This window comes from Chitinophaga agri (assembly GCF_010093065.1).
GTDB classification, from domain to species: Bacteria; Bacteroidota; Bacteroidia; order Chitinophagales; family Chitinophagaceae; genus Chitinophaga; species Chitinophaga agri.
On record NZ_CP048113.1, the window covers coordinates 3,847,240 to 3,867,111 of the forward strand.

At 45.7% G+C, this 19,872-nt stretch carries 15 protein-coding genes; 3 read left to right on the top strand and 12 right to left on the bottom strand.

The genetic code is table 11. The features are described 5' to 3' along the window. Positions 1-141: 141 nt before the first annotated feature. The 9 genes from GWR21_RS15300 to GWR21_RS15340 all read right to left on the bottom strand — a co-directional run bounded on the left by GWR21_RS15300 (position 142) and on the right by GWR21_RS15340 (position 12,635). Complete coding sequence (locus GWR21_RS15300; RefSeq protein WP_162332589.1) at positions 142-1,179, bottom strand: sialidase family protein; 1,038 nt, start codon at positions 1,177-1,179, stop codon at positions 142-144. Positions 1,180-1,284: 105 nt separating this feature from the next. After that, the gene (locus tag GWR21_RS15305) at positions 1,285-2,910 is read right to left on the bottom strand and encodes a SusD/RagB family nutrient-binding outer membrane lipoprotein (protein ID WP_162332590.1); all 1,626 of its coding nucleotides are present in this window, start codon (positions 2,908-2,910) and stop codon (positions 1,285-1,287) included. A gap of 34 nt (positions 2,911-2,944) precedes the next feature. Beyond that, the gene (locus GWR21_RS15310) at positions 2,945-6,568 is read right to left on the bottom strand and encodes a SusC/RagA family TonB-linked outer membrane protein (protein ID WP_238430376.1); all 3,624 of its coding nucleotides are present in this window, start codon (positions 6,566-6,568) and stop codon (positions 2,945-2,947) included. Between the two features lie 315 nt (positions 6,569-6,883). Then, positions 6,884-7,945 carry a FecR family protein gene (locus tag GWR21_RS15315; protein ID WP_162332591.1) on the bottom strand — a complete coding sequence of 354 codons (1,062 nt, stop codon included), beginning with the start codon at positions 7,943-7,945 and terminating at the stop codon, positions 6,884-6,886. 93 nt (positions 7,946-8,038) lie between these two features. Continuing rightward, the gene (locus GWR21_RS15320; protein ID WP_162332592.1) at positions 8,039-8,680 is read right to left on the bottom strand and encodes an RNA polymerase sigma-70 factor; all 642 of its coding nucleotides are present in this window, start codon (positions 8,678-8,680) and stop codon (positions 8,039-8,041) included. A 192-nt stretch (positions 8,681-8,872) separates the two neighbouring features. Beyond that, complete coding sequence (locus tag GWR21_RS15325; protein WP_162332593.1) at positions 8,873-9,370, bottom strand: ferritin; 498 nt, start codon at positions 9,368-9,370, stop codon at positions 8,873-8,875. Between the two features lie 159 nt (positions 9,371-9,529). Continuing rightward, the gene (locus GWR21_RS15330) at positions 9,530-9,859 is read right to left on the bottom strand and encodes a cupin domain-containing protein (RefSeq protein WP_162332594.1); all 330 of its coding nucleotides are present in this window, start codon (positions 9,857-9,859) and stop codon (positions 9,530-9,532) included. A gap of 133 nt (positions 9,860-9,992) precedes the next feature. Next, positions 9,993-11,120 carry a TlpA disulfide reductase family protein gene (locus GWR21_RS15335; RefSeq protein ID WP_162332595.1) on the bottom strand — a complete coding sequence of 376 codons (1,128 nt, stop codon included), beginning with the start codon at positions 11,118-11,120 and terminating at the stop codon, positions 9,993-9,995. A gap of 198 nt (positions 11,121-11,318) precedes the next feature. Continuing rightward, positions 11,319-12,635, bottom strand: a complete 1,317-nt coding sequence (locus tag GWR21_RS15340) for a sugar porter family MFS transporter (protein WP_162332596.1) — start codon at positions 12,633-12,635, stop codon at positions 11,319-11,321. Between the two features lie 175 nt (positions 12,636-12,810). Between GWR21_RS15340 and GWR21_RS15345 the strand changes: the two genes are divergently transcribed. From GWR21_RS15345 to GWR21_RS15355, 3 genes are all read left to right on the top strand, one after another. Further along, positions 12,811-13,125, top strand: a complete 315-nt coding sequence (locus GWR21_RS15345; RefSeq protein ID WP_162332597.1) for a hypothetical protein — start codon at positions 12,811-12,813, stop codon at positions 13,123-13,125. Positions 13,126-13,258: 133 nt separating this feature from the next. Continuing rightward, positions 13,259-13,954: an alpha/beta hydrolase gene (locus GWR21_RS15350; protein WP_162332598.1), complete on the top strand. Its 696-nt coding sequence runs from the start codon at positions 13,259-13,261 to the stop codon at positions 13,952-13,954. A gap of 186 nt (positions 13,955-14,140) precedes the next feature. Then, complete coding sequence (locus GWR21_RS15355; RefSeq protein WP_162332599.1) at positions 14,141-14,920, top strand: alpha/beta hydrolase; 780 nt, start codon at positions 14,141-14,143, stop codon at positions 14,918-14,920. Positions 14,921-15,134: 214 nt separating this feature from the next. Here GWR21_RS15355 and GWR21_RS15360 read toward each other — a convergent pair whose 3' ends face one another. The 3 genes from GWR21_RS15360 to GWR21_RS15370 form a co-directional block, all read right to left on the bottom strand. After that, positions 15,135-16,061 (bottom strand): AraC family transcriptional regulator, encoded by a 927-nt coding sequence (locus GWR21_RS15360; RefSeq protein WP_162332600.1) that lies wholly within the window; start codon positions 16,059-16,061, stop codon positions 15,135-15,137. Between the two features lie 267 nt (positions 16,062-16,328). Continuing rightward, complete coding sequence (locus GWR21_RS15365; protein ID WP_162332601.1) at positions 16,329-17,174, bottom strand: aldo/keto reductase; 846 nt, start codon at positions 17,172-17,174, stop codon at positions 16,329-16,331. 248 nt (positions 17,175-17,422) lie between these two features. Further along, positions 17,423-19,858: a glycoside hydrolase family 95 protein gene (locus tag GWR21_RS15370; protein ID WP_162332602.1), complete on the bottom strand. Its 2,436-nt coding sequence runs from the start codon at positions 19,856-19,858 to the stop codon at positions 17,423-17,425. Positions 19,859-19,872: the final 14 nt, after the last annotated feature.

Consider the following 19,872-nt stretch of genomic DNA (forward strand, 5'->3'; position numbering starts at 1 on the left):
GGTAAAAGACAACTGAAGGTACAATACAAAACATTGTCTACAGTATGCCTACTATCTATACGCATCGCTTCTATTAACAAAAACGAGGCCATCCGTATGTGACAGGTGGCCTCGTGCTGTTTATTCGCTGAATCTGAGTTATTATTTTAATTTCAGTACGACATGCCTGATATTTTTTCTGTCGTAGGTGTATGTGATGTGCAACAGACCGTCCTTTGTTTGTATGACTGCCGGATAACTAAATTCTCCTTTAGGTGCTTTTACCAGTTCATATACATCTTTCCAGTGTTCTCCGTCTTTTGAGATAGCGGCCCTCAGTTCATTCCTTCCGTTCCACCAGTCTTTGCCCGATACGGCGGGATTGTAGATCAGCACCTGCAGACCTTTACTGGTCGTCACTGCATCGATACCCGAATTAGGATTTAACATGGCCTGTCGGGTCAGTGGAGACCAGGTAAGGCCATTATCGGCTGACCAGGTTTGCACGATCACATTTTGTCTGCTGCGGCAAAGCATCTGAATACGTTTACCGGAATGAAACAGTGCAGCAGGCTGTATTACGCCAAACGTATCACAATCTATTGCTACACGCTTCCAGTGATGCCCGGTGCTATCAGACAATTCCACATGGATATGCCATTCCTTCTCATCCAGGCTCTCGGTGCTGGAAGGATGTAAGAGAGTGCCGTCGGCCAGTTGCACCGGCTTATTCTTGATCGGACCGAGTATATTATCGGGCAGCCGTTCCGGCGCAGACCATGTATAGCCGTTGTCCGTACTGGAGATCATCATGCCCCACCATTCTCTTGGATTAGGACCTACTTTGTAAAACAGTAATATTCTTCCTTCTGCTGTTGTGAACAATACAGGATTCCAGGCTGCAAAGCGGGCGGTATCGTTGATGACGCCACTGGCTACCTGCACAGGGGCGGCCCATTTGCCCGCATGAAAACGGGCGGTGTAGATGCAGACGTCAGGAGCACTTTCCCGGCTGCCGCCAAACCAGGAGGCCAGCAGATCGCCGTCTGGCAATTCAGTAATGGTAGAAGCATGCGCCGCGGGTACCGGCGGATTGTTCATAATAAACTGTTCACTGACAAGGGTTGCTTTACGCTGTGCGTTTACGGCCAGTAGTGTGGTCACTACCAGCATTGCCGTAAGTATGTACTTTTTCATCATATGAGACCTGTATAAATTGGCAAGGCCACAAAGATAACAATGAATGCCATTGTTAGCTTTGTGGCCTTGCCCCCCATCTAAATTATAATTCTTAAATCCTGTCTGTTATTCTCCCATCCAGAAAATTTTTGTGTCCCGATGATCTTTGTCTCTAACATCTTTGTAGCTGGAGTTATAAGCCACCTCACTCGCAGGATACATAAACCTGGTTGGAGGCAGTTCGTAACCCGGACGTGTAGATGGAATCACCGTAATACGCGGATAACCGGTACGACGGTATTCAGCCCATGCCTGACGACCCTGCAATACGTTGAAGTGGAGCCACTTCTGCGTGTATATCTTCTCCAGTCTGGCCTCGGAATTGCCGGTGTAGGCAATACTTGGCTGTAAGAGGAAGGTAGAAACCGTTGCAGTAGAAGGCTGTGTCAGCGGCTCGATCTGGTTATTATTAATATTGTGCAGGAAGTTCATGAAAGCAATTGCCTGACGAATAGCCAGTTCATAACTATTCTGTGCAGTTCCTCCTGTTAAGCCCCAGCGTTCAAATGCTTCCGCTTTCAGGAAGTTTACTTCAGGCGCTGACATATAGATACCTGGGAGTTTTGCGTTGGTCAGGTAAGTAGTAGAATCCCAGATGGCATAGTTGTTAACACTATCTGCCTGGTTTACTTCTGTCTGGCTCATCGCGCGGTACCATCTGTTTGGCGTACCATCGTTACGGGTATTCTTATCAAACATGAAAGGAATACGCGGATCGTTTGCAGGTATCATCACATTATTCAGCATATACTCAGGCGCCATTTGTGCCCTGATCTGTCTGAACGCATCGGATGGCTGGTTGTTGTAGTTTGTCAGCTGATACAACAGGATATCCGTGTTAGCAGGATTATAGTTATCACCAACACCGTCACCATCTACCAGTGGATACAGGATCGGATTGCTCAGGATCTCCTGTATTTCAGTTTTTGCTCTTGCCTCATCTACATCAACTCTGGAGACACGCATCAGATAACGTAAACGGATAGAGTTTACGTAACGGCGCCATTTATCGATACTACCTTTCATCAGATAGTCCTGTGCGCTGAAAGAAGCAGCAGCAACAGCATTTGGTGTAGTAGCGGTAAACCAGTCAGCGATATCTTTCAGGCCGATCAGCACACTATCATATAGCTGTTTCTGATTCTGGAAAGCAGCGTTGGAGATGGTGTTGCTCATATCGAGTGAACCTGCCTGTGTGTAAGGGATGTCACCGAACAGATCGATCATCTGTGCAGTCTGGTCCAGTAACAGCGCCTTACCCGCCATCATGAAGATGGTGAAGTTTGGACGCTCATCGAGTGGCAGATTGCTATACAGGCGCTGCATAGTACGATACTGTGCCATCACCCCGTTACCAGTGTTATAGTTGATATCGGTACTCTGGTTGCTTGGCGTGTAGTAGTCGTTCCACAGTGCTTCCACCGGGTTTACCGTCTGGATCCAGCGCTCTTCCTTGTTATCGCAGGCAGCGGTCTGGCAGTAGGCAGCACACATAGGGAGGACGATCTCGCGCATTTCCGTATAGTTCGGCCTTGCACGGTTATTGTCCAGTATAGAGGAAAAAAGTTTTTCGATGGTAGGGTTTGTGGTCTTATCAGGATCCACATAGTAATCATCAAGCTGACTGTTACATCCCGCAACACCGATGGTCAGCGCGATAAAACAACCTATTTTAATTAATGTTTTTTTCATAATCATAACTGTTATAACAAGTCACATTTATTAATTAGAAGCTGGCGTTAAGACTGAATCCATAGCTACGGGTTGCACCGGAAGAACCTTCATCAATACCCTGTTTCAACCAGCTGCTACCCATTGGTGCTTCCGGATCCAGGTTCTTCATGGTTCTGTATATATACAGGAGGTTTCTTCCGATCAGGGACAGACGCAGGCTCTGCAGGTGTAATTTAGAGGCTGTTGTTTTTGGTATGCTATAGCTCAATACTACCTCACGCAGTTTCGCGTAGTCATTCTTTGAGATCGCTGGCTCGTTCCATGCGTTCACCGCATCGCCGAACATGTTAATATAATAGTAACCTGCCTGGATCATCTTTGTATTCTTTTCGCCATTGGCAGTCACACCGTCGAGGATCATACCATCATGATACAGCGGGCCGTTGGGAGGAATAGAGCTGTGGCTTGGTAACTGTACCATCTGGTTCGCTGCATTCACATAGTATGGCAAACCACCGTTTTCTTCGTCACGACCTTTCAGCGTGCTCTTATACATACCAGCGTTCGTCATGTACTTCATTGGCGTAGATACGATCTTACCACCGAAACGGTAGTCGATCATAAAGTCCAGTGTCAGGTTATGATAGCTGATAGTGTTGGCAAAACCACCCACGATCTTAGGTAACAGGTTACCCATTTTCTCGTATTTGGTGATGTCAATTTCATACAGTCCCTGTGCGTTGATAATAAAGTTTCCTTTATCATCTGTTTTACGTGGGAACATGTAGATATTACCGATAGGTTGTCCTTTCTCTGCTACTACCTTCAGACCGTTTCTTGCAGCGTACAACATGACGATCTGCTCGATACCTTCTGTCAGCTGATTTACTTTGGATACGCTGTGTGCGAAGTTCAGACGGGTGTTCCACACCAGCTTATTCTTCACCGGAGTAGCTGTTAATGCTACCTCGAGACCCGTACTCTGTAATTCACCAACGTTAGTGATCCTGGTTTTAGCACCGTTACTTACCGCAACGTTCAGACGCATTAACAGGTCTGTTACTTTACTGCTGTAGTAAGAGATGTCGAAACCGATACGGCTATCCAGCATTTTTACTTCGGTACCAAACTCCATTTCTGTCTTCTTCTCTGACTTCAGTCCTTCGTTACCGTAGTCGCTCTGCGCAACCAGCAGTGGAACAGATCCGGTTGTCGTAGAAATTGGCTTCTGGGTATAAGTAACGTTAGACTCGAATGGAGGAGGTGCGTTACCTACGAGACCATAAGAAGCACGAACCTTACCATAATTGAAGATCGTTGGCAGGCGGAATGCTTCGGTAAATACAAAGCTGGAGTTTACTGACGGATAGAAGTAGCTGTTATTACCGTGAGGGAGTGTAGATGAATACTCCTGACGAGCAGTACCTTCCAGGAACAGGTAGTTGTTATAGCTCAGGTTCATGATACCCAGGTAAGCATATTTAAATGCACCGCTACGACGTTCTGATGTATTCTGGATATTATAAGAGTTATTGATACTGAACCAGTTTGCAGTTACGAGACCACCATTGGTCGCAGAAACCTGATCTGTATAGGTTTCTTTACGCGTCTGCATACCGGCACTCACGGAGTAACCAAAGGTTCTTGATTCCTCATCTCTTGCGAAGGTCAGTAACTGGTCGGTATATACAGTGCTGTACCTGCCTTTAGATACGGTATAACCACCGGTACTTCCACCTGTGTTGAAGGCGATCGGTTTTGTGTTATACTGTTTATTCTCAGTGTTCACACTGGTGAAGTCATTACCGAGACGTGTACGGAACCGCAGACCTTTCGCTAAATCGACGTTCAGGGTTACGCTTGACAGCAAACGGTCCTGTTTTTCAACCTCCTGGTTACGCAACTGCTGCCAGAGGAAGTCCAGCAGGTCGGTAGCACGGATATTGTATTTCAGCGCTTCATCAGGGTTCAGCTGTGGCTGATCCCATGGAACGAACTGGTAGCCTTTGGTTGTTTTGTATTTGTCAAACACCACGGCCATATCTTCCGCACGGGAGAAGAATCCACCATAGTTATTGAATATACGTCCCATCTGCATTGGCCTGTTGGTAACTTTCGTGTTTACATAACCACCCACAACATCCAGGCTGATCTTGTTATGTAATTTGATAGTACTGTTCAGGTTGAAAGTATTACGCTGCTGATCACCACCGATCTGTACACCTTTGTAATCGCTACGGGTGTAAGAGAAGCGGTAATTTGCTTTTTCTGTCATATTCGAAAGGGATACATTCAAATTTGAATTGTATCCCTTCTGAAAGAGTTGATTATAGTTGTCGGGCTGGGGTGAATAAGCATGCATACTACCATCCCACCAGGGCACCAGCTGACCTTCCATTTTTGGCCCAAACTGACCATAGGCCCTAAAATAAGGCCTTACTGTTCCGTCGGTTCCGATGGGGACCCAACCTGCTGCGTTAGTATTTGCACCTGCAGATGTTCTGTCATAACCTGGTCCGTATACGTTTTGATATTCCGGAGCGAAAGCGACTCTTTCAGCAGTATGAGAGTAGTTCAGGTCTACACCCAGACCTCTTCCTTTCATACCTTTTTTGGTAGTGATTACCACCACACCACTCGCTGCATCAGAACCATACAGCGCAGTTGCACTCGCACCTTTCAGTACAGTCAGACTTTCGATGTCCACAGGGTTGATATCGAGGATACCGTTACCACGGATACGGGTATCAGCCCAGTAGCCTTCGTTGTTAGTACCGGTAGCACCTTTTTCGTTATTGTTCCTGATCTGCACACCATCTACTACATACAGCGGCTGTGTATTATAGTTCAGGGAGTTCACACCACGGATCTGTACGTTCACCGCGCTGGTTGCACCACCCGGAGCGGTAGTGATTTTCACACCGGCAGCTTTACCATACAATGCAGAAGCAAAGTTGGTCGCACCAGCAGCGTTGATCTGTTCGGAAGTGATAGTACTTACTGCGTATCCGAGAGCTTTTTGCTCTCTTTTGATACCCAGTGCAGTTACCACCACTTCATTCATCATTTTATCGTTTGGCTGAAGTGTAATAGTAATAGCGGTTTTACCATTTACAGGGATCTCCTGTGTTTTAAAACCTACATAAGACACTAACAGTACTGCATCATCCGGAACACTAATGGTGAATGCACCATTTTCATCCGTTGCTACCCCGTCGGAAGTCCCTTTGATCTTAACAGATGCACCGATCAGCGCTTCACCTGTCTGGTCCAATACTTTACCAGTTACTTTGATCGCCTTCAGCATAGCGCCTTTAGGCATGATCACGATCAGGTTGTTAGACAGTTCCTGATAGGTGAAACCGGAATTATTCAGGATCAGATCCATTACAGTAGTGATCTGAGCATCTTTCACGTTAATATCTACTTTGCTATCGCTGGGAATGTTCCTGTTACTGAACATGAAGCGATAATCGCTCTGGCTCTCGATTACAGTCAGCACTTTCTTAAATTCCACATCGCGGAGATTCAGTGTGATCTTCGTTGAGACAGTAGCATTTGCCAGTACAGTCAGACTAGTAGCAAGTACCAGCCCCAGCACCAGGTTCATAAGTAGCATTGGCTTTAAAAGCCCGTAAGGGATCTTTACGCCTCGGGGGCGTAGGATAGAAGTCATAACTTAGATGTTAAGGGTGATTAAAGTCTTTCAAATTTCAGGATTGTTCGAAACCTTGATTAAGGATATTAGTTTTTCTACATCACGCGGGTACCGCTTAAAAACAGTGCCCGCAATATTTAGTAATCGATCTCTTTTCCCATAGACAAAATTTTAGGCGTTAATACTTTGTTTCTGGTGAAATGAACGAGCGAATACATAGGCATAGTCATAGTGTTAAACATAGGTATCGGCTGCATAGGGTTCTCATCTCACCTTTCAATGTTTGAAAGGAATAATTTTAATCGTTTGAAATCTTAGACCAGTCTTTCTGCATTAATATATTACGATCGTCGAATCTTCTATTCTATAGCTGAAATCAGGTTCAGTCAGACTAAGTGCATGTAATGCTTCTGCTACAGTCTCTCCTTCCAGAATACCTGTGAATTTCAGTTGTTTTCTGCTGGCGGCGTTAAAGCGGATACTCACATTATACCAGCGTTCCATTCTCTTTGCCAGTGTCACAAAATCCTCATCCTTGAACGTCAGTTTATTCTGTAACCAGGATGTTTCCATGATCATGGTATCTTTCTGCTGGAAGTAGGTCATCGTTGTAAGGGATGGTACTACATCTTTCAGGGATACCGATTTCTTTCTGGTTGAATCATAATCGCTTACCACTACTTTCTGAGATGGTTTCAGTATGATCTTCTCATCCGGATTATCAGCAACTGTCACCTCGATGGCACCTTTTAACAGGGTCGCCTCGGTAGCCGCGTCGTTAGGATAGGATTTCACGTTGAAAGCTGTTCCCAGTACCTTAATATCCATTTTGTTAGTATGAATAATAAAAGGCTTCTGTGCATCTCCGTGTACATCAAAGAAAGCTTCCCCTGTCAGGTATACTTCCCTGCTTTTCTCCGGAAAGTTAGCTGCATATTCCAGCTTACTGTCCGCATTCAGTGTTACCCTGGTACCATCTTCCAGCATAAATGTGGATTTTTCACCTTTAGAGGTGAATTTGGCAACCAGAGTCTCATGTTGTGAGTGGTAATAATATACGCCGGCACTGATCAGGAGCGCTACAGCAGCAGCTACTCCAGACATCCATACCAGGCGGCCCTTTCCGCGTACAGGCGTCATCAGTGGCTCTATATCGTGAACGGCCGGAGTACCTGTTTCTTTCTCTAACTCACTTATACGCATCTGCACATTAGAAAACAGCTTCCTGTTATCGATATGATCATGATGATTCTGGGCCCAGTACATGCGGAACAGTTCATACTGTCGTTGTGCGACAGCATCCTCACTCATGATATGTTTCAGTTCCTGGCCTTCTTCAGGTGTTGAATCACCAGCCAGGTCCTTTATAACAATTTCAAAAAAACGTTCACTCATTGTCCGTTGGAATAACCCTTTGCATATAAGACAACATTTAATACCTGTTATGCGTACAAGGTTTAAAATTTTTTTTAACATATAATTTAAGGGTTAATTACCCATAAATATCCATATCAGCAGTAAAGCCGTCACAATACCATCAGTGATACTGTTCGGCTCTCCTTTATTTGCCTTTTTCAGGTAAGGCTCCATGGCCACGGTCATCTTCTTCATAGCACGTAACATCTGCGTATGTACTGTGCGGGGAGATATATTCAGGATTTCGGCCACTTCCTTGTACTTCATGCCATTTTCCTTGATGAGCCGGAATATGATGCTACACTGGCGGGGTAGCGAAGAAATAGCCTGGTCCATTTTAAAGATCAGCTCTTTCTTTTCCAGTTCAGTCTCCGGTGACGCGCTGTTTACCATCTGCGTACCTCCTTCATGATCATCCAGATTCACCAGTTGAATACTGGAGAATCGCTTATTATAATTTAAAGCGTGGTTCTTTACGGCGATAAAAAGATAAGTTTCAGGCTTCAGAACATCCTGCATTTTAGCCCTGTCCATCCAGCATTTCACAAAAACATCGGATACAATCTCCTCTGCAACCTGCTGATAATGAACATACATAGTGCAAAACTTCACGAGCCTGGGGTTTAGTTCATGGAAAAAAACCTCAAATGATTTAGAGTCGCTATCACGTGTGATGCGCTCCCATAGATCATTTATATTAACCTCCTTTTGCATTCTAACTTTTCCTTATATTTCAGACGGCAATGTAGTAAAAGTATATGGCAAATAAAAATAATAAAACTTTCTGAATTAATTATTTATAATATATATTAACTGCCATACATTAGGAAAATGCGTGGTAAACGGGGCATAAAAAAACCCGTCCGGCCAAAAGCAGAACGGGCTCTTAATAAGTTGATTATCAAACTATTCCTGATCCATAAACATAATATCGCGGTCAAACAGGTACAAACCGCTCTTGTCGTCACCGATCAGCTCCAGCTTATCATTACACTCCCTGGCCAGGCGTTCTTCCTCAATCTGCTCATTTACATACCATTGCAGAAAATTATGGGTCGCGTAGTCTTTCTCCTGCAGGGCTATATCAACCAGCTCGTTGATCCCCTCACTAACCTTTACCTCGTGGGCAAATAGCTCTTCAAAGGCTTTTTTCAGTGATACAAATGTGAGCACCGGCTGAGCAAGTGCAGGTACAATTGCAAATCCGCCTCTCTCATTGATATAATGGATCAGCTTCAGCATGTGCATACGCTCTTCATCACTATGCTTGAAAAAAAATTTAGTAACACCTTTCAGCCCGGGCTGGATATCTGCCCAACTGCCCATTGCCAGGTACGCCTGTGAAGACTGTGCCTCCATTAGTACCTGACGGTTCAGGGCTTCCTGCATTCTTTGTGACAACATATAGTTCGCTTTTAATGTGGAGAAAATGAACAGATTAAAAATACTGAATTTCTCCTGTACACATCACGCTGCTGCAAATTTACCGGCCCATAATAAACAGTATGCTGTTTTAAGAGCCAGTATCCTACTGCTACCGGCAAACACTACCTTCCCGCCATACTATTTTATAAAATCCTCTCTATGTGGATTGAATACATCTATCAAAACGCCTGCTTCCAGGCACAATACACCATGTACCACGTGCGGCGGTGCGTAAAATGCATCTCCTGCTTTTAACACCTTCTTTTCCCCATCTATGGTCACTTCAAACACACCACTTTCCACATGAGAGATCTGTGAATGATAATGCTCGTGTAACGTACCTATCGCTCCCTGTTGAAACGCCACTTTTACCAGCATCAGTTGCTCATTGTATACCATTACTTTCCTGCGTATACCCGGATCAGGGTTTTCCCATGCAATATCCCTGTCTTCAATAAAAACGTTCATATGTGACTTTTTTCAGGTTATTTATACAGGCAGAGACGCCTTAAAACAAGTAGTCCATAGCGGCCGGTCGGTCTGCTATGGACTACTATTATCGTACCCGTAGTAATGATGCCATCATCCTACTACAGACTGGCTATTTTAATAATTCATCCAGACGTTTGTCCAGTTCTTCTCCTCTCAGGTTCTTCGCTACGATCTTACCCTGAGGATCCAGCAGGAAGTTCTGCGGAACAGACTTCACGCCATACAGTTTCGCTACATCGTTATCCCAGAATTTCAGGTCAGATACATGCGTCCAGGTCAGGCCATCCTTGTGAATAGCATTGATCCATGCATCGTGACCAGTAGGCTGATCAAGCGATACGCTGAGGATAGTGAAAGCTTTGTCTTTGTGTTTATTAAAGGCTGCTACCACATATGGGTTCTCCATACGGCATGGACGACACCAGGAAGCCCAGAAATCCACCAGTACATATTTACCACGGAAGTCTTTCAGGTTCACTGGTTTACCCAGGGTATCGTTCTGTGTGAACAGCGGCGCCTCCGCACCTACAGCAGTAGCTTTCCAGCTGCTGATCAGTCCTGCCAGGTCCTGTGCGCTTTTGGTTTTCTTCAGAGAAGCGTCCAGGCTGTTGAACATTGAGTCCAGCAGACCGATTTTATCAGATGCCTCATAAGCGTATTGCTGGATCACATCCAGGCTTACCACAGACTTTGGATGCTTGGCAATAAAGGCTTTGTAGATATCACCCTGCTGACCACGGATCAGCGCCAGTTTACCATCAAGGTATTGCTGAAACTCAGCACTGTTACGTTTTGCTTCGTCAGCTGCCATGTATTCGGCATTCAGGTCCTGGTAACTGGAAGTCACAGCTTTCAGTGCATCCTGCAGCTGCTGATTGTCTGTATTTAAAGCAGAACCGCTGAAAGTTGCCTTTTTCAGGGAATCAGGGCTATTCAGCGTAATAGTGCCTTTTTCCACATAGAAGATCACCATATCTCTCATGCGGGGATCAGCCGGAGGATTCGGATGTTTTAATAGCAGCATCGCCTGACCTGGTTCTTCAATAGCACCTTTTAGTTCAAATGCGCCATTGGTCAGAACGGCAGAGTCTCTTTTTTCTCCTTCGCTGGTACGGTATACGAGATGCACTTTTGCAGGAGCATTCAGGTTACCGATTTTGCCTTTCAATGTGAAATCCCCTTTCTGAGCTAACAAAACACCAGGGGAAAGCAGTAAGGCTGCTAATAATTGCTTCATGCGTAATTTTTTGGTTTGATTTTGATTTTCACTAAAATTAGGAAATTCCATTGAAGTCGGGCTGCTCTTATCCGTATTTGGGATGACCGGTCAATAGTTCATATGAACTATATCCTGGGAATTATCCACAAAATAGTCCGGCGATGCAGTCGACTTATGCCTGATATCTCAGCTGCGTGCAAAATAAATTCTCATAATCTATTCGATACCAAGCTCTTTCTGAATTTCCTCTAAAGACCGTCCTTTGGTCTCCGGCATCATTTTCCACACAAACAACAGGTGCAGTAACATCATAACGCTATAGAACACAAAGGAATAGAAACCGCCCATCTTACTGCCCGATACAATGATCGGGAAGGTCCAGGAAATAATAGCAGCCATGATCCAGTGGGTAAAACTACCTAATGCGCCGCCCTGTGATCTTACTGAGTTCGGGAAGATCTCGGAAATAAACACCCAGATCACCGCTCCCTGAGAAAAAGCGAAAAATGCGATATACCCGATCAGATAGATCAGTACGTTACCACCCAGCGATTCCGGATCACGGAAGGCATAGGCTGTGAGGGCCAGGAATACGATCATCCCCACTGACCCAATGATTAACAACCGCTTACGACCGAACTTATCTATCACCGTCATGGCCAGCAGGGTGAATAACAGGTTGGCCGCCCCGATATACACAGGCTGCAGGTATGCCTGGGCTTTATCAAACCCCGCCAGTTCGAAAATGCGGGGCGCATAATAGAGAATGGCATTGATACCTGACAGCTGATTGAACATCGCCAGCAATACCGCATAAATGATCGGCTTCGCATACCGCTTCTGAAACAGGTTCTCCTGGTGGGTTTTTACTGACTCTTTAATTGACTGGATAGCACCAGTGACGTTCTTCTCCTGCAGGCGATGCAGGATGGGAATGGCTTCTTCCTCCCGGTTGTTAAGGATCAGCCAGCGTGGGCTCTCCGGGATCGTCCGCAACAGGATCCCAAACAAAGCCGCCGGGATCACCATAATACCCAGCATCCAGCGCCAGGCATCATCCCCCATATCGACAAACAGGAAGTTGGTCAGATAAGCAATGAAAATACCACCCACAATATTCAGCTGGAAAGACCCTGCTAAACGTCCACGCAGATGCGCCGGCGAGATCTCGGAAATGTACATAGGCCCGACTACCGAAGATGCCCCTACGGCTACACCTGCCGAGAAACGGAACAATACAAATAGCAGCCATGCCGAAATAGATGCACAGCCAATAGCAGAAACGATGTACAAAGCTGCAATGACCAAAAGGACCTTCTTACGCCCATGAATACGGGCAGGAACACCTACAATAAGAGAACCTAATACAGTACCAATCAGACTGGAAGCCACTGTAAAGCCTAACCAGAAAGGGCTGAGCGACCATAATTCCATGATCGTCTTTTCAGCACCGGATATCACTGCGGTCTCAAAACCGAACAGGAATCCGCCAAGGGCAGCGATTAACGCTATTCTAACAGGATAAGATAACATGCGTTTTTATTGAGTTTATTAGTGGAGCCGTGGATTGATTCATAACGTTTTTCTAAACAGGGAAAAAAAGTACTCATAAAAAATGGGAAAAACAATAATCTCCCTACATTTGGCACAAATCAACCGATTCATGAAGAAAAAGTTCGACGCGCTGTAGCACTAATCGTGTTACAAAATGAACAAGGAAGAAAGAAGCTGGAAACACATCCTGAAAACAACCACCCATCGCGGCACTTACAATCGTGCTAACATTAATCTGTATGCGCAATGCAATTGGTGTGGATGGCATGGCAACTTCTGGTCAAACTGTCCTGAACAGGGCGCTAAACGGATGTACTATTTCGGTTCCATGGAAGAAACACCCGACAGATCAAAATTCAGGAATATCTATAACTGGAAACTGGTGTCCAAGAACAAAAAACAGTGGATGAAAAAGAAACTGTTAAAGAGATATCGTTTCAACAGCGACGTTGTTGTTTTCGGTTTCTAAAGAACTCAAGTGAGGGGACTCCCTCACTTTTTTATTGTCCCGACATTTGATATTCATATACCCCAAGTTTGATATTGCTATAAATATTCCGCATCTCCTGCTGCAACTTTGTGCCACAAAAACAACACGCATAATGAGCACAACTACACCAAAAGTGAAAAATATTATACTTGTACACGGCGCATTTGCAGATGGTTCCGGCTGGGAAGGCGTTTATAAAATACTCGCACCAAAAGGTTATAACATTACGGTACTACAATACCCGATGACCTCCCTCGAAGCAGACGTAGAAGCGCTCAACCGTGCTATCGATAAACAGGACGGTCCGACTGTGCTGGTTGGCCACTCCTATGGTGGTATGATCGTTACGGAAGCAGGTGTATCGGCAAAAGTATCCAGCATCGTATATGTAGCAGCCTTCGAACCAGATGTCAATGAAACATTACTGCAACTGGTACAGAGTGAAGAGATCGCTCCTGAAAACGGTATCATGGCACCAGATGAAAAAGGATATATCTACTATGAGAAAGATAAATTCCATGCAGGCTTCTGCGCTGATGTACCAAAAGACAAAGCAGATTTCATGTACGCTTCTCACGGTGCTATTTCCGTATCCTGCTTTACAACACCAGTTAAAAATGTGGCATGGAAGACAAAACCTTCCTATGCCGTCATCAGCACGGAAGATAAAGGGATCGTTCCAGCACTGCAGTACAAAATGGCTAAACGTTCCGGGGCAAAAGTAACAGAAGTGAAAGCCAGTCACGTTGTATTCATTTCACATCCGGAAGAAGTAGCGGAAGTGATTGACACAGCAGCCCGCAACTAATCGCTATTGCTTCATTTGCTATATATAGATTAAAGCTGTCCACCCACAGGTGTACAGCTTTTTTTATTGATTTAAGTAAGCAGATATTTGATATTCATATACGTCTGATTTGATATTGCTATAAACTTCTCCGGTTGATGACGGCATCTTTGCACTATCCAATAACACTCATCAACAACAACTATTATGAAACAATTCAACATCAGACCGGGCAAATGGATCAAATCATTGTTATTCTCGGCATCCATCCTCGTTGCTCCTCTTGCCATGCAGGCACAAAAAGCACCAAAAGTTAAAAATATCATCCTCGTACACGGTGCTTTTGCAGATGCTTCCGGATGGGAAGGTGTATACAAAATACTGGCTGCAAAAGGTTATAATGTAACTGCTTTACAGTACCCGATGACATCGCTGGAAGATGATGTAACTGCACTGAACCGTGCTATAGACAAACAGGATGGCCCGACTATACTGGTAGGTCACTCTTACGGCGGTACCATCATCACTGAAGCTGGCGCATCTCCGAAAGTTGTCAGCCTGGTATATGTGGCCGCATTTGAACCCGATTCCCTGGAATCAACCTATCAGCTGGTACAGCAGGCACCAATATTACCTGAAAATGGTATCATGAATCCGGATGATAAAAATTTCATTTACTACGATAAAGCTAAATTCCATCCAGGCTTCTGCGCTGACCTGCCAAAAGAAAAAGCTGACTTCATGTACGCTTCTCACGGCGCTATCGCGCTGTCCTGCTTTACTACTCCGGTAAAACATGCTGCCTGGAGATACAAACCGTCTTATGCAATACTCACCACTGCTGACAAAAGCATCAATCCTGTACTGCAACAGAGCATGGTAAAACGTTCCGGCGCACAGGTAACTGAAATCAAATCAAGCCATGTGGTGTTTATTTCTCACCCGAAAGAAGTAGCGACGGTGATTGAAACAGCGGCGAATAAATAAACTATTCAGGAATTGGGAATACGAATTAAGATTAAAAATGCAGCGAAGATCTGTGAGAATGGTAGGGTAAAACGGATGCATATGTAGTATTAATTTATAATCTGATAGCGTATTGTCTCCAAAAGTAAAGGGCGTTCATTTAATGATACGCCCTTTACTTTTATAGGTGAGATGACCGTGTTACAACTACACAATTACATCTGATACCTAATTGCTAATTCCTAATTCTTAATTGCTTTCTGTACGCTGCCGGCGTCACGCCTGCATTCTTTTTAAAGAACAAACTAAAATTTGGCTGCTCCGCAAAACCAATACAGTATCCAATGTCCTGCAATGTCCAGTCTGTCCGCAACAAGAGGTTCTTTGCTTGCTCCAGTAGGCGGGTACGTATATGTGTACTCACATTTTGTCCTGTGTGTTTTTTGAGCAGCGTATTCAGATAGTTGGGATGTACCTGCAGATTGGCTGCAAACTCCTTTGCAGTTTTCATAGAAACAGGATTCGTATAATTCACGTTCGTAATTTCTCTTTCCAGCAAACCGAAAAACTCCTGTACATGCTTATGTTCTTCAGATACCTGTCCGGATGCCTTGAAATCAGTGATACGTGCACATTGTATCAGCAAAAGCTGCAGATAGGTCTGGATCGCATCGTCATTCAACCGGTTACCCGATAACTGCTCCTGCTGCATACTGGCGAAAATACCGCCCAGCACGGGTACATCGGCAGGTTTCATCCGGATGATGTTCTTATTACGGCTATCAAACAGGTGATATTTATCTATGATCGTTTTCAGCAGGGGACGCTCATCCAGTAAACGCCGGTTGAAAAAGCAGGCATAACCTTCCTGTGCAACGGACAGTTCCTTCCAGGATATCACTTCCGAGGGATGCACAAATATGATCATAGGTTCATCAATATAGTAACTGCGGGTGCCAGTTGTCAGTCTACCCTGACCTTTGGTTACCAGCAGAATAGTATAATAGTCTGCACGATGTGCGGAAAGATGGTCTTTACAATTGTTGTCTGTGCGGCTGTACACCCCGATGGGTAACGGATTAACATATTCCCTCCTACCGGGAATGGCGGACGGGCTATCATATATTGGGCTAATCATTTTGTATGCGCGTGTCTTCATCATACATCATCTGAATTTACACATACAAATATGTCTGAGATCGGGGGATTTACGGTTGTCCTTATTCTCGGGATTGAAGTACTTTTCCTTTCTTTTTACAAATACCCGCGAAGAATCAGTAATTGGGAACCAGGAATTGGTTAGCGTGAAGTTGGTCCAGCCATCAATACGGTTGACAAACATTTATACTCCAGCCTCGCGCGCTGCACTTAGCAGTTATGATTGCAGCAGAACGCATAAACAGCAATAATTCCTGATTCCCAATACTAATTATTTAGACAGCTGGTCGAACTCCTCCTCTGTCAATTCTATCTTTCCGGCCGCCAGGTTCTCTTCCAGATGCTGTACCGATTTGGTACCAGGTATCAGCAGGATATTATCAGCACGTTTCAGCAACCACGCCAGTGCGATCTGAGCAGTGGTGGCATTGTATTTTTCTGCGATCTTGCTGATCTTCTCCGCCAGTGTATCCGGACCGGAAGCCAGCGGGAACCAGGGGATAAAGGCGAGACCCTTTTCGGTGGTATAGTCCAGTACTGACTCCCACTGACGGTTACCGAGGTTATACAGGTTCTGTACAGATACGATAGGCAGTACCTTCTGTGCCTGCTCAATCTGCCCTATATTTACTTCTGACAGTCCTACATACCTGATCTTACCGGCTTGCACTGCTTCCGCTACCGGAGCCAGCGTTTCTTCTACCGGTATTTTGGGGTCGAAGCGGTGCAGCTGCCAGAGGTCGATCGTGTCTACTTTCAGTCGTTCGAGACTGCCTTCGATGTTTTCACGGATGAAGGCAGGATCTCCATTGGGAACCCATTGATTAGGACCAGGACGTTGAAAACCTCCTTTGGTAGCAATGACCAGGTCTTCCCTGTAAGGATGCAGTGCGTCTGCGATCAGTGATTCATTTAACTTAGGCCCATACGCTTCCGCGGTATCAATGAAGTTCACACCAGCGGCAACTGCCGCCTGGAGGACTTTCTTTGCATTCTCACGGTCTGCTACTTCTCCGAATACGCCTGTTCCTGTCAATTGCATTGCACCGTAACCAAGACGGTTGATCTCCAGCTGACCACCTAAGCGGAAGGTCAGATTCTTTGTGCTTGTTGCCATGTTCTTTTGTTTTTAAATCGATCTGAAAATGTGCGTTAATAGTGTTGGATTGTTTTTTGCAAACTTCACTTTATGCATCAAGAAGTATACCCGGGACAGGCCCTTGTCATGATCTGTTTATGCAGCGTGGTGTACATATTATGCTGCCATGTTACCGGAGAGCCACAGAACGGGCTGTTTTATGCCATAAAAAGCACAAAGGGCGTCTCGCCGAGGCGGACACCCTTCGTATATAAGGATCGAAACATTTACATGGCAGAAAAACGATAGGTCTTCCCTTTTTCGGTCGGCACATCGTATGTCTCGGGGGCGACCCTTTTCTGTGGAGATAACGCCTTGTTGTGGATGATCGGTGCTGCTATTGGCGCCACCTGGTAAAAAGGATTGCTGTTCACACCGGTGGCCTTTGCCCGCGGCGTAGCTCCCTTTAAGGGTACACTGCTACGAATGCGGCAGTTGCCACCCAGGGTAGACCGGATCACCAGTGTTGTGATGCTGCCATCCTGCCAGGTCAGTTCCTCTATCACGAAACCACCCCTTGCCCTCAGTCCTTTTATACTACCTGTTTTCCATTGTGGTGGTAATGCCGGCAGTACATAGATCACGCCATCGTGACTTTGCATCAGCATTTCCGTTATACCGGAAGTACATCCGAAGTTACCATCAATCTGGAAAGGGGCATGCGCGTCAAACAGATTGGTATAGGTACCACCGCCATGTTGACCTACAGGACTTAACTGATTCGTGATCAGTTTCAGGGCATGTGCGCCATCCTGGAGTCTGGCCCACCAGTTCACCTTCCAGCCCATGCTCCATCCGGTAGAGACGTCCCCGCGCTGCTCCAGTGTTGTGTTGGCTGCTTTAGCCAGTTCGGGGGTACGGTCGGGGGAGATCTGTGCGGAAGGGTACAAACCATAGAGATGTGAAATATGCCGGTGATTATCTTTCGGGTTATCCAGGTCATCGATCCATTCCTGCAGCTGACCATATTGCCCTACCTGCATTGGTGGCAGACGGTCGCGGGTGGCTTTGAATGTATCAACCAGTGCCGCATCCTTACCTAAGATCTCCGCAGCACTGATCGCCGCACTTAACGCGTCAAACACGATCTGGTTATCCATGGTACATCCGGCATCAAAAGAGACACCCGGACGGGTGGAAGGTGCATTCTCAGGAGAAGTGCCCGGATTGATCACTAAATACTTACGCTTCGGATCTTCCACAAGGTCATCAACAAAGAACAATGCTGCGCCCCTGATAGCAGGGTATACATCTGCCAGATAGCGCCTATCGCCGTTATAAAGATAGCGATCCCAGAGATGCTGGGCCAGCCAGGCGCCACCCATACTCCAGATACCATAAAAGATCCGGTCTACGGGACCAGTAATACGCCACAGGTCTGTATTGTGATGCGCCACCCATCCCCTGGCGCCGTAGAGGGTACGGGCAGTGCCCTGTCCTGTTACAGACAGCTCTTTTACCATCTGTACCAGCGGTTCATGCATTTCCGGCAAATTATCCTTTTCCGCCGGCCAGTAGTTCATTTCAGTATTAATATTGATGGTATACTTGCTATCCCATGGCGGGCTCATTTCCCCGTTCCACAATCCCTGTAACGTAGCAGGCTGTCCGCCGGGCTGGGAACAGGAGATCAGCAGATAACGGCCGAACTGAAAGTAAAGAGATACAAACTGTGGATCGTATGCTTTGGAGAAATTGAGCAGTCTGACATCTGTAGGTTCTTTCGCAGCATCGGATGTACCCAGGTCGATTTTAACCCGGTTAAAATAACGCTGATAGGAAGTAATGTGTGCTTTCAGTAGTGCATCGTAAGGTTGTTTCACCGCGGCATTCAGGTAGGTAGCCGTCCGTCTTGCTGCATCCGCACTCAGGTCCTGGTAACTGACATAGTTCGTTGCCATAGAAATGAATACCAGCGCACTGTTCGCATGTTGTACTGTCACCGCTGTATCGGAAGTCAGCACTTTACCACCTGTTGCGATCACCCTGGCCACACCGTTAAACTTTACTTTTCCTTCGACACCTTCATGACTGCCAGTGATGCCATTCACAATAAGGTCTTTCCCGGTAGCTTTAACAGTTGCATTTTTCTGCGGAGTCGTCAGGTAAGCAGCAAAGTCAAGGGCGCCCGGTTTACTGGCGGTAAGTCGTACGATGATCGTCTGAGCAGGCACAGACGCAAATACTTCTCTTGTATATTTCACACCATTCACTGAATAGCTGGTGGTAGCCACTGCTTTTTCAATATCCAGTTCACGGTAATAATTATCATGTTTATCATGTCCGGCGAATGCCAGATGTAATGTCCCCACCGGCTGATACATTTGTCCGTTGGAGGTTTTTGTCTGTATCTTCTGTGCCGCCAGTTCCTGCGCTTCCTTCTGTTTACCTTCGAATATCAGCTGACGGATCTGTGGCAGGGCGGCCAGCCCTTCCGGGTTTTCATTACGGTTGGGACCACCAGTCCATACCGTACTTTCATTCAATTGCAGCAGTTCTTCTTCCGGGTTACCAAATACCATTGCGGCAATCCGTCCGTTACCTACAGGAAGTGCGGCCGTCCAGATATTACCTGCAGGTTGTTTATACCACAGTTTTAATGCTTGCTGGGCATGGGTAAATAATGGAAATATGCTGCATAACAGCAAAGGAAGTTTTTTCATGACGAGGACGAGGG